We start from the raw sequence: 13,130 nt of genomic DNA on the forward strand, positions 1-13,130 counted from the left end.
ATCCATTTTAATACAATAATAATACTATGAGAACAAAACTATTAGGTGCTTTTTGTCTGTTATTCCCATTATTATCGGTTGCTGCCGATATTCAAAGAATAACTCCTATTACCACTGACAATAGTGTCAAAATAGAAGTAACTTTATCAGCGGAAGCGGGTGAACATTTATTGCTTGATGCTACCATTGTCGGCTCACAGAATAAAGAGAAACTATGCAACTTTTCAAAAGAATATCTCTTTACTCATAAAACCGATACGACAGTTATACTGGCTACGGATCAATTAACTCCGAAATTATGGAGTCCGGTTTCACCTGTACTTTATGATCTTACACTAAAAGCAGGGGAGCGAACTTTTCAGAAGAGAATAGGATTCAGAAAATTTGAGATGCATAACGGTACCTTCTATTTAAACGACAAACCAATCTACCTGCGAGGCAATGCCATAAACCCACCGGAACGTGGTATACCGGAACAACTAGAGCGAAGTAAAGAGTTTGCACGTGACTATGTGCGATATATGAAAAGCCTTCATATAAATATCATTCGTATCCCCGACAACCAAAATTGGATGGATGTATGTGACGAAGAAGGAATGATGATATTTGCCGGTCGGTACGGCCGTCCCAAACATGCAACAAAAACAGCTCCCCCAAAGGATTTCGAACTGTCACTTAAAACCTATAAAGAAATAGACCTAGGTCCGTTTACCTCCCATCCTTCTGTGGTAATTTATATTTTATCCAATGAAATGCCCTACGAAGGAAAAGTGGGGGATTTATACAGGGATTTTCTTACTCGAATGTATCAAGAACTTAAAAAATGGGATAGTACCCGTTTGTATATTTGTAATGCCGGCTATGGTCTAGGGAAATCAGCAGATATCTATGACGTACACAGGTATTGGGGATGGTACTATAACTCTTTCCTCACCTACCTGAATATGCGTGACAAGGATATGTGGCAAAATCCGGGAAAAGTACAGCCCATCACCTTCACGGAATGCGTGGGTAACTATACCGGTATAGACGGACGCTTTAACCTTTGTTCGAGAACCAAACAACCCGGTTCTCAAAAGTGCTGGACTGGACATTTGCCTGATGCGGAACAAGCAGAAGCCGCCATGGCCTATCAGGCATTTGTTCTGAAAAATGCAACGGAGCTATTCCGTCGCTTGAGAAGCCAGAATGATTGTCTGGCTGGCACCATGCCTTTCACAATTGTATTTCACCATTGGGACGGAGTAAGTTCTTTTGCCGAGATGAAACCTAAACCGGTCGCTAGGCAGTATCAGCTTAGCTATCAGCCTATATTATTGAGTTGGGAAAACTGGCAATCACAAGTATATGCAGGAAAGAAGCTATCGGTAGTGGCACACGTAGTGAATGACGATGATTACGGTAATGGATTGAGCGATGCCCGCCTGCATTGGTGGATTGAGCATGAAGGCAAGAAAGTGATATCGGGAGAAAATGAATTCCCTTTTATACCTTATTATGGAACCGATAAATTACCTCTTACTATCAATATCCCACAGAATCTACCCACAGGAAATTATCTATTAAAAGGAGAGATTTATTCCAAAGGTAAAAAGGTGTCATATAACGAAAGCGAATTATTTCTTGCCGGAAAAGATTGGAGCAACCCGACTGACACAGAAACAACGTTTTTTGTATATGATACTACCCCGGAACAACAGACATTGAACTGTTTACAAAGAAAGGGATATTCCGTGAAAAAGACATCCTCATTGACTAAACTTCCAAAGAATTCCACTTTTGTTATCGGTAAAGATTCGTGGGATGATAACCTTGACAGACAAACCGAAGAATTGAAAGTGTATGTCAATAAAGGCGGCCGCATTATTTGCCTTGAACAGAATCAAGCTACCGTCAACCCATCCTGGTTGCCCGTAAAGATAAAATTTCTGGAACATAGTAATAATGACCCGATTTATTTGTCACCGTCTCTAGCATATAAAGACGGCATGAATATCAATTTGGAACGTCCTTATCATCCAATTTTCAAAGGATTGACTCCACGTATGTTCAGACTATGGTCTGACTATACTTCCTATGATGAATCAAAGAATGGTTTCCCTGCCATCTATCCTGTAAATACGGGTTATGAACTGCAATCGTCTTCAATAAAGGATGTAGCAATTCTCGCCAACTATAGCCGTGCCCTGGCTGGTACGGCTTTGTCCGAGTTGTTTGTGGGGAAAGGTTCTATCCTTTTATCCGGATTTGACTTGATAGACCATTGCGAAGTAGATCCTGTAGCCGACAAACTTCTTTCCAACATGATTCAGTATATGACTGTCAATAAGAAGCATGAACGGTATGTAGCCGTAAACGATTCCATTATTTGGGGAGACTATGCCTCTGAACGGGGGATAGTTAATGCTCCCTGTAACGGTTTGATGGTGAATACGATCCCTATCATTCCAGAAGGACAGGAAAAATTACCTAAGTATAAAGTACAGGTTGATGAATATGGATATCAATATGCAGGCTCCTATGGAGGCTGGAATTCGAAACCGGGAGTGCAATATGTCACATACGGCAGACGTCCGATGGCTCCATTTACTTTCTCACGTGGAGGTAGCCCCATTGTCGATAAATCTTCAACCGTTGGCGAAGGTTACTTTTATCTGGCACTCCCTCGAAAGGCAAAGACTATGGTTACTGTATTGGAGAATCCGGTAGACGAGCCTCTTAACATCAGTCTTTCGGTCACGGATGGAACATGGGAAAAGTATATCATCCAACCCAAACAACAGTTGATTATCAGAACGAATATCTCTCATCTGAAAAACAAGATGAAAGTGACGCTGAAAGGAGACAGGCGTACCATATTATTAAAGACTATAATAAAGAAATCCCCAAAGTAACTTCCGTACAATGTTGCTTCTTAAAAGAACGATTTTTATATCTTATCATATACAAAAGCAGGATATTTGCCAATGAATTTATAATCAGGCAAACTATGAAACGCATATTATTTTCTTTATTTTTATCACTGATAACAATACTGTCCTTTGCAGCTGACGGATTTACGGTAGCAGATGTCTTTACGGACCACATGGTGTTGCAGCGAAATGCCATAATAAAGATATGGGGAGAAGCTCAAAACGGCTCACTGGTTGAGGTCCGGTTTGCAGGGCAACTTCGGAAAGTAAAAGCCATTCAAGGAAAATGGCAAGTAACATTGAAGACTGGAGAAGCCGGAGGACCCTATAAATTAGACATTATAAACGGTAATAATAAGGTTAGTTTTCAAGATGTTTTAATAGGTGACGTATGGTTGGCGGGTGGTCAGTCGAACATGGAATTCGCTTTACGCAGAGTAAAAGATGCTCAAAAGGAAATTAGTTCGGCCGACTATCCACAAATACGTTATTATAAAGTACCGAGGAAATTCTATCCGGAACAGGAAGTGTCCAAAGCATCATGGAGGATATGTTCACCGCAGACAGCACCGGAGTTTTCTGCTATCGCTTATTATTTTTCCAGGAACATACATAAAGAGTTGAATATTCCTATCGGTATCATTCAGACTCCGGTAGGAGGAACCACGGTAGAGGCCTGGACAAGCAGGACATTACTGATGTCGGACAAAGACTTCCAGCCGATAGTAAATAATTATGATAGTATAATAAGATCTTACGGACCGGATGGGTACGAAAAATTATACAACCGTTATGTTTCAAGTCTGACAGAATATCACCAGTTGAGCGCGGAACAAAAGAAGTATATAGACAAACCGGTGGAACCTATGGGAAGAAAGAATTTCCATAGACCGATAGGGTTGTCCGAGACAATGCTAAACACTGTTATTCCTTACACATTGAAAGGTTTCCTCTTTTATCAGGGAGAGTCAAACACAGCCCGCGGAGCGCAATACCGCAAATTGTTTCCTGCCATGATAAATGAATGGAGAACTGCTTGGGGACAGGGGGATATTCCTTTTCTCTTTATTCAGTTACCTAGATTCGAAACGAAAACACGTTATTGGTATGAGCTACGTGAAGCGCAATATCTCACCTCGCACTATGTAAAAAATACAGCAATGGTTGTCGCTTTCGATCAGGGTAATCCGAAAGACATTCATCCCATAGTGAAAGACACAGTAGGCTGGCGGTTATCTCAATTAGCACTAGGAAAAGTTTACGGTAAAAAAGTTGTTTGCCAGGGGCCGGAATTCAAGAAGATGACGAAAACTGCCGATGGGTCTTTGTTACTTGATTTTGCCAATGCCGGTACAGGGCTCGTTAATAAAGACAAAGCAGCAACACTTTCAGGCTTCACTGTTGCAGGTAAAGATGGTAAGTTCTATCCTGCTGAAGCAATAATCGTAGGCAAAAATCAAGTAAAGGTGAAAAATAATCTGGTGACAAATCCCGTGGATGTCCGTTACCTCTGGGTGAATAGTGCCGATATGAACTTATTTAATAAAGAAGGCTTTCCGGCATTTCCCTTCCGTACAGACAAGTATCGGTTAGCAACGGAAGGCGTATATGTTAATCCGGCGCCGGTACTACCTGACCTTGATTTGTTTCTTTTCATCGGCCAGTCTAATATGGCAGGACGGGGATACATCACAAATAACTATAAAAGTAACATTAAGAATACGTATCTGCTTACTCCCGCTGGCGGGATGGAACCGGCACGTAATCCTTTGAACAAATATTCTACGATTCGCAAACGATTGGATTTACAAGGAGTGGGGCCTGCTTATTCATTCGCAAAAGCAATTACAAATAAAACCGGACGTCCGCTAGGACTGGTAGTAAATGCCCGTGGAGGCAGTTCTATCAATTCTTGGATGAAAGGGGCAAAAGACAATTATTATGATGAAGCTCTGTCACGTATACGTCAGGCAATGAAGTTCGGTACACTGAAAGCCATTATCTGGCACCAGGGAGAAAGCGACAGTAATGTCCCAGGGACATATATATTGAAACTACAAGAACTGGTAGCCAATTTGCGCAAAGATTTAAATAATGCCAAACTCCCGTTCATTGTAGGTGAACTGGCAGAATGGAGGATAAACGGCACATCAGAAGCATTCAATGAAATGCTACGAACAGTTCCCCAACATATTCCTTATTCTTATTGTGTGTCATCCAAAGAGTTAGTTCCCTTGATTGACGAGAATGATCCTCACTTCAGTGCAGACAGCCAAATAATCCTGGGCCGAAGATATGCTGAAGCTGCTTATAAGGCTTGTTACTCTGAAGAATAAATACATACCATAAAATACAAAAGATTTATGTACCTTAGAAAATGTTTGGTTTTAGTTTATGGAGCCATGGTTATACCTTTCGTGGGTATATCTGCTGATAATGTGAATGTGGCATTACACAAACCGGTAATAGCTTCTTCACAACAAAAAGAATTTCCTGCATCCAATGTAACTGACGGAGTTATTTCGCGCAAATCTTCCTGGACAAGTGCCAAAGGCGCTCGTACTCCGCATATTCTTGATCTTAATTTGCAAAAATATTATGATATCGACAGGGTAATTATCTACACGGGAATTCCTGAACCGGAAAAGACGGAACAAGAGAAAGGACAAGCTCCCGGCTTCTGGGCGATGAAGAACTTCAAAATTCAGTATTGGGACGATGCAAACTGGACAGACTTGCCTAATACGGAATGTACGGAGAACCGGTTGGATAAAATCGAATTTACATTTACCCCACAGCTTACTACTTTCCAGCTTCGACTAATCTCTACTGATGGGGAACCTGTTACCATCAATGAGTTTGAAGTATATGGCAAAGAAAAGAAAAATATGATTGCTCCTGTTATACGGAATGAATTGCCAGATAGAGTTCATAAAGAATTTCCTAAGGACATGCTTGTAACAGTCAATAAAAATGTGATAGGCAATACCATGAAATACGTGGCTTACAATCAAGGATATTATATGCCCGGCAGCAACATCTCAGGTTGGCTTGAATATTCTAATGTAAACAGTTTACGCGTATGGACATCCATGAATGATTATGTACCCGAAGAGGCAGTAAATTATCAGAAGAACTTGAATACACTAGAAGAGTTTGAAGCGTACAAACATGAATTACGGAGTAATCCTGAAAAAAATAACTTCATCAAATGGAAACCGATTTTGGAAAGATGCCGCAAACAACAATTCTCAACCAATTCAATGGTATTTGAATATGCTTTACTTGAATTGAAACGCTTGAACATAGACGTAGTCCTACAGATGAATTCAACAGACTTTGACCATACATGGAGCAATAAATGGAAACAATGGCAACGCTTTTATGCCCTGGCATTTTATGCAGCCAAAACAGGTGACGTGACAATGTTCGCCATGCAGAACGAACCTAATCACCGACATTCCGGTCCGATGAAAATCACACAATATGTAGATGCCATGAAAATTGTGTCAGATGCTATATATTGTGCTATACAGGACGTAAACAAACTCTATGGAAAGCATCTGAAATCACGTTTTGTAAGTCCTGTTACGGCAGGCTCCAACGCAAACTGGTGGGCGGAGGTTGTGAAAAGCTTGCGTATCGATTATCGGGGATTACCTTCTGACAGAGACTTGCTGGACATATTCTCGACACACTCTTATAATCTTCCGGCAGCAGGATATGTATCCAAGGTTTCAGACATACGGAAGATCATAGTAGATAATCATCCTTTAAACCGCTCTCTTCCGATAGTGTATACTGAAACCGGGCGTTGGATGAATGCCTATCTCATTGACAAATACGAGACGATGGACTCCCCTTCCCTATTTACCGAATGGGCAGGTGAATATACCAACAATACTCTTAACCAGGGGTATGGTATGTGGGCCTTCAAATTTGCCAACACAACCAGCAACACCTATCCGCGTGGCATTAAATCGGGACATCATTTTATCTGGCAAGGCAAGAGAATCGTAGAAGATGCTTACAACAACGTAGCATTGGGGAAGAAAGTCATTGATTTGACCTCTTCACATCCTGCACAAGTGAAAGTGATCACCGACGGCAACAAGACCGACGCCTCCATGTGGACATCTGTGAATACAGACGAAAAGAAATGCCTCGAAATAGATTTGGGAAAGAGTTATTCTTTAGGTGCGGCCGTAGTCTATACCGGCTCGGAATACGGAGTCTACACAGGTCCGGACCGCGTGAAGAATTTCCGGTTGCAATATTGGGAGGGTACCGGTTGGAAAGATATTGAAGAAACGATTGAAAACAATGCTCGCTATACGCAATCTTTCTTTCTATTTAAGACTCCTGTGACAAGTTCGAGAATTCGTTTTATTGCTACCGATAAGGGCAGTATCAAGGTAAGGGAGATAAAATTGTTTGATGAAGAATCAGTAAAAAACATCCCGGAATCTTATGATATAAGTGGCATTCAGCGGACGGGACAGGTAGTCCGGCTTTTTGCAAAAGGTTTTAAGGACGAACGGCCGCTATTGGAAACGGTAAAATCAGTCCCCGATAATGAGGTAGATGCATTAACCTCTTACAACCCGGAAGAAATGCGATATTATATATGGCTTGTACAACGTAAACTCTCGCCAAACACGCTGACTTTGAATTTAAAATCATTAAACCTCCCCACCGGTACAAAGGTATTTGCCGAAAAAGTAAGTGCGGATGCCTATGGCGAAGTGGTGTGGTCAAAAGAAATTTCCGAAAACGGACAACTATCGTTCGAACTACCGGCTCAAAGTGTGATGCTTCTTACTATCCCCGCTCGCAAAAATACGCCTTGCACTTTGATTGCTACAGCAGACGCTACTATAAAAAATGGCAGTAATAGCGAAAAGAACTTTGGCAAAATAAAAAAGATGAGTGTAGAAATGAACGCTTCACAGATTAATCACAATCAGGTCAGCTACATCAAATTCGACTTATCCAAAGTAGATAATATAAATGCGGCACTACTGCAGATTTATGGTAATTCGCCGGACAAGTATTCATATCGTTTCCATGTCTATGCCTTAGACAACTGCGATTGGAATGAAATGTCCTTAAATTGGAATAACGCTCCTAACCTGGATAGGGAACAAATGCGTATAACCCAAGTAGGGAACACCGCACATGTAGCGGGAGAAATCGTAGTCAATAAAAATGCTTCATATCATCAGCTCGATGTTACTAAACTGATACGTAAGTGTAAACAGAAAGAGATCACTTTCGTATTGATAAGGGAGCTCCGACAATTGGGTGATGATTCGGACAATGGTAAAAGTTGCTATTTGGATACGAAAGAGTCTAACCATAAGCCGATATTATCTATCTGGTAACATAAAACAGATAACCGTATGATTTTGCTCTCTTTTCGTACAATCCTCTTATATTATATTTCTTTTTTTGAAGACTTTTGCTCAGCATATTCAATAATTAAATCTTATGTATAAATGAAAAACAATCAATTAAAACTAATCTTGCCGGCTATTTTTCTAATGATTATGGTAGGCATACATGCGCAAAATGTACGAGTGACAGGTGTTGTGTCTGATGCACAAAGCCCATTGATTGGTGTGAATGTCCATGTGAAAGGAGGTACAACCGGTGTGATTACCGATATGAATGGAAAATATTCTATTGAGGTACCTTCCAATGCCACACTTGTATTCTCCTATATAGGTTATGCAGATCAAGAGCATAAAGTAGGTAATCGGAAAATTATCAATGTAACCATGTCCGAAGACTCTAAATTACTGGAAGAAATCGTGGTAGTGGGGTACGGTTATCAAAAGAAAAGCGATATCGCCACTTCCGTTGCTTCCGTCAAGACCGATGAAATGAAAAGTTTCCCGGCAGGAAATGTGGGAGATATGCTCCGTGGACGTGTAGCGGGAGTTAATGTAACAAGTTCATCAGGCAGGCCCGGATCTGCTCCTACCATCACCATCCGTGGAAACCGTTCTATCAGTGCACAAAACACGCCATTGTACGTTATTGATGGTTCAGTATCAAGTAGTGAAGAATTCAGTACTTTAAGTGCGGAAAGCATTGAGTCTATCGAAATTCTGAAAGATGCAGCTTCTCAAGCCATTTATGGTGCACGGGCCAGCGACGGTGTAATTCTAGTAACAACCAAACGTGGTATGCAAGGTAAAATGGAAGTGAATTATAACGGTTATGTAGGTATTCAGTCTTTATGGCGTAACTTCGATTTTTATTCTCCACAAGAATATATGATGCTGCGAAGAGAAGCAATGGCAAACGATAAAGGCATTATTGACGCCCGCGAAATTTCTATTTCTGAGGCTTTGAGCGACGAAATAATGAGTGAAGTCTGGGCGAATGGAGAGTTTGTCAACTGGGAAGATCTGATGTTGAAGAATGCCCTTTACCAGAACCATGATTTAACCGTACGTGGCGGAACTGATAAACTCCGTGTTTCAGCCGGCCTCAATTACTTTGATCAAGACGGTATGGTAACGACCGGTTCGGGATATAAAAAAGCTGCTTTCCGCCTAAATGTAGACTATAAAGTGAACAAATGGGCTAATTTCGGAGTGAATACTTCTTACGCATTATCCAAAAGTGAACGTGAAGATGGAAATTTTACGGAGTTCATTACCCGTACTCCGCTGGCTAAAGTATATAATGCAGATGGTAGTTATACCAAATATATCGACACAGCCAACGATGTAAACCCACTTTACAGAGCACAGAATTATGCACGCGAAATAACGAATAACAGCTACCGTGTCAATATCTTCCTGGAATTGAAACCTTTCAAAGGATTTAATTATCGTTTAAATACTTCTTTCTATAACAGACAGCAAGAAGATGGAGAAGTGAAAGGTGTCAATTATCCCGGTGGAGGGGCAACTGCCAAACTAACCAATAACGAACAGAGAAATTATCTGATAGAAAACATCTTCACTTATGAGGTTCCGATAAAAAAACAACAGCATAAACTAACGCTTACTGCCGTACAGTCAGTAGACCATTCTCAAACGAAAGGACTGGGATATGCTACCAGTGACTTACCTGTAGACATGGACTGGGATTTTATATCCAACGGTCAATTTTCCGGCACACCTACGAGAACATTCTCTGAAAATAACTTAGTATCTTTCATGGGACGTGCTTCTTATATCTTTATGGATAGATACATTATGAATGTAGCTATCAGACGAGATGGTTCAAGCCGCTTCGGCAAGAACAACAAATGGGGTACATTCCCTTCTGTAGCCCTGGCATGGCGTGCAAACGAAGAAAGTTTCCTGCGTAATGTGTCATGGATCGATAATTTAAAACTTCGTTTGAGTTATGGCATTGTAGGTAACCAAAATGGAATTGGCAACTATACAACACTTGGTTTAACAGATCAAGAACGCTATGAATTCGGTGACAACTCATATATGGGTTATCTTCCCGGAAAAGAGCTTTCAAACCCTAATTTAAAGTGGGAACAATCACGCACAGCCAATATAGGTCTTGATTTTGGCTTCTTCAACAATCGTTTGTCAGGTACAATTGAATACTATAATACCAGAACGACAGACCTGATCGTTAAGCGTGAAATAAACTCTGTCTTAGGATATGAACAGATGCTTGATAATTTGGGAGAAACCAAATCACATGGTATTGATATCAGTATCAACGGTGACGTCTTCCGTACAAAGGATTTTACATGGAGTTTGGGGGCTAATTTCAGTCAGTATGCAAATGAAATAGTAAAGATAGACAATCAGGTTGATGAAAACGGTAAACCGCTGAGCCAACCGGGTAATAGTTGGTTTGTAGGTAAACCTATACATGTTTATTATGACTATTTACCAGACGGTATCTATCAGTATGAAGATTTCGATATCAAACGAAATGCTTATGGCAAATTGGAATATACATTGAAACCGACAATTGATACCGATGGCGATGGTATAGCTGATAAAGCCTTGACACGCGAAGATAATGTTGCTCCGGGATCTGTAAAGATTAAAGATGTAAATGGCGATGGAAAAATAAATGCTGATGACCGTACACCTATCTCCAGAGATCCGGACTTCACACTCTCCCTAAATACAACTCTCAAATGGAAAGGTTTTGATTTCTATATGGATTGGTATGGTGTGTCCGGTCGTAAAATCAGAAATGGCTATCTCTCCGAATCCAATAGCGGTGGTTCTTTACAGGGAAAACTAAATGGCGTGAAGGTAAATTACTGGACCCCATTCAACCCTTCTAACGAATTTCCGCGACCTAGTCATAACACAAATGTCACTTATCATGGTTCCCTGGCAATTCAGGATGCTTCTTATATCCGCTTACGTACCTTACAGCTGGGGTATACTTTCCCGACAACCTGGATAAAAAAACTCCAGCTCCAGAAATTAAGAGTATATGCTACAGCAACCAATCTTCTGACATTTACAGACTTTTTGTCTTATAGTCCGGAGTTGACACCGGGTGCATATCCTGAATCAAAACAGTATGTATTTGGAATTAATGTTTCATTCTAATAAAATCCCGCAGAATATGAAAAATAAATTATATATAGCAGCTTTGACAATATCTTCCATTACGCTATTGTCTTCTTGTGAAGATTTCCTGAACCTCAAATCAAAAACAGACATTACTACTGATTATCTGACCACTTCCCCTGACGGACTGTATCGCGCAGCGATAGGATTGTATAGCTTGGACAGAGAATTAGCAAAAGGAGACGGAAGCGGCGGTAGCAACCTTTATATAGTAACAATGTGTGATTACAGCACTGATATTATGGCTTTTCGCGCAGGAACAAGTACTGCAATCGCCAAACTACAGAATTTCATGCCCAATAACAGTGATGTAGAATCATTTTGGCAACACTATTATTTCATCATTGGCAAAGCCAATGAGATTATCACCGGAGCGGAACAGTTGGGATTTGACGATCCTGTGACTACCCGCGCATGGGGTGAAGCTAAATTTTTCCGTGGACGTGCATATTTTGAACTATGGAAACGTTTTGAACGTCTCTATCTAAATACAATTCCTACTACAGTAGATAATTTGGAACGTGATTTCCATCCAGTTTCCACAGAACAGATATTTACTCAGATCAAGACAGATTTGGATGATGCTGTCAATGCACTCGAGTGGGGAATACCCAATAATGACTATGGCCGTGTTACCAAAGCTACAGCCAAACACGTGAGAGCACAGGTGGCCATGTGGGAAAAAGACTATGATAAGGCTATTGAAGAGTGCGAGGATATATTCAGAGATGGAACAATGTACTCTATGATGTCCAAAACAGGGGACGTATTCAACAGTGCAGACATGCGTTCCGCCGAAGTTTTATGGTCTTATCAGTTCTCTGAAAATATGGGTGGAGGCGGAACCGGTACCCCATTGATGGGACACCGTGCCGCAATTATTACCACTACCCGTTCCCAAGCTAATCCAGATTGTACATTTGAAGCTGCCCAAGGCGGATATGGATGGGGACGTGTTTATCCAAACACCTATCTGTTCAGTCTGTATGATAAAGAAAAAGACAATCGTTATAAAGATCTTTTCATCCATACTTTTTACTATAATGACCAAAGTAAATCTAATTATGGACAGGAAATCCCTAAAGATTTATATGGTAAGGCGGCAGGTTATATGGAAAGACTGCACCCGATGTCAAAGAAACACTTTGACCAATGGACCAATGCGACACAACCAGACCGTACGAGCAGTTTCAAAGACCTGATTGTTTATCGCTTAGCCGAAACTTATTTAATGTGTAGTGAAGCCTATTTCCATCGTGATGGTGGCGACAGTCCCAAGGCTATAGAGTACTACAACAAAACTTGGGAAAGAGCAGGTAATATTCATGAAAACGGTCCATTAACCCTCAATATGCTCCTGGATGAATATGCCCGTGAACTACACTTTGAAGGAGTACGCTGGTCATTGTTAAAACGCCTTGGTATTTTGGGCGAACGCGTTCGTCAACATGGAGGTGACCTTATGCTGGAAGACCCGTATCTGGATAAAGACTATGCCGAATGCCGCCAGAACTTTGTATTAGGCAAACATGAAACATGGCCTATTCCACAAACGCAGATTGACTTAATGGGAACTAATGTCTTTCCGCAGAGTGATCCATGGAAATAAAAAGAAACTGATTTTAATTTATAAATCTGT

Annotated in this window: 5 protein-coding genes; all 5 read left to right on the top strand. The window is 40.8% G+C overall.

The window, feature by feature from the left end; translation table 11 throughout:
• Positions 1-26: 26 nt before the first annotated feature.
• The 5 genes from GD631_RS21755 (at position 27) to GD631_RS21775 (ending at position 13,100) form a co-directional block, all read left to right on the top strand.
• Positions 27-2,894 carry a glycoside hydrolase family 2 TIM barrel-domain containing protein gene (locus tag GD631_RS21755; RefSeq protein ID WP_143257813.1) on the top strand — a complete coding sequence of 956 codons (2,868 nt, stop codon included), beginning with the start codon at positions 27-29 and terminating at the stop codon, positions 2,892-2,894.
• A gap of 95 nt (positions 2,895-2,989) precedes the next feature.
• Positions 2,990-5,248 carry a sialate O-acetylesterase gene (locus GD631_RS21760; protein ID WP_143257812.1) on the top strand — a complete coding sequence of 753 codons (2,259 nt, stop codon included), beginning with the start codon at positions 2,990-2,992 and terminating at the stop codon, positions 5,246-5,248.
• A 27-nt stretch (positions 5,249-5,275) separates the two neighbouring features.
• Complete coding sequence (locus GD631_RS21765) at positions 5,276-8,296, top strand: DNRLRE domain-containing protein (protein ID WP_143257811.1); 3,021 nt, start codon at positions 5,276-5,278, stop codon at positions 8,294-8,296.
• A 114-nt stretch (positions 8,297-8,410) separates the two neighbouring features.
• Positions 8,411-11,470, top strand: a complete 3,060-nt coding sequence (locus GD631_RS21770) for a SusC/RagA family TonB-linked outer membrane protein (protein WP_143257810.1) — start codon at positions 8,411-8,413, stop codon at positions 11,468-11,470.
• A gap of 16 nt (positions 11,471-11,486) precedes the next feature.
• On the top strand, positions 11,487-13,100 hold the full coding sequence (locus GD631_RS21775; protein WP_143257809.1) for a RagB/SusD family nutrient uptake outer membrane protein: 1,614 nt from the start codon (positions 11,487-11,489) through the stop codon (positions 13,098-13,100).
• Positions 13,101-13,130: the final 30 nt, after the last annotated feature.

Source organism: Bacteroides luhongzhouii (assembly GCF_009193295.2).
In the GTDB taxonomy this organism is placed as follows: Bacteria; Bacteroidota; Bacteroidia; order Bacteroidales; family Bacteroidaceae; genus Bacteroides; species Bacteroides luhongzhouii.

What these genes read in the sequence shown, in the direction of transcription:
- GD631_RS21755 (WP_143257813.1), top strand. Translation starts at nt 27, where the DNA reads ATGAGAACAAAACTATTAGGTGCTTTTTGTCTGTTATTCCCATTATTA.
- GD631_RS21760 (WP_143257812.1), top strand. Translation starts at nt 2,990, where the DNA reads ATGAAACGCATATTATTTTCTTTATTTTTATCACTGATAACAATACTG.
- GD631_RS21765 (WP_143257811.1), top strand. Translation starts at nt 5,276, where the DNA reads ATGTACCTTAGAAAATGTTTGGTTTTAGTTTATGGAGCCATGGTTATA.
- GD631_RS21770 (WP_143257810.1), top strand. Translation starts at nt 8,411, where the DNA reads ATGAAAAACAATCAATTAAAACTAATCTTGCCGGCTATTTTTCTAATG.
- GD631_RS21775 (WP_143257809.1), top strand. Translation starts at nt 11,487, where the DNA reads ATGAAAAATAAATTATATATAGCAGCTTTGACAATATCTTCCATTACG.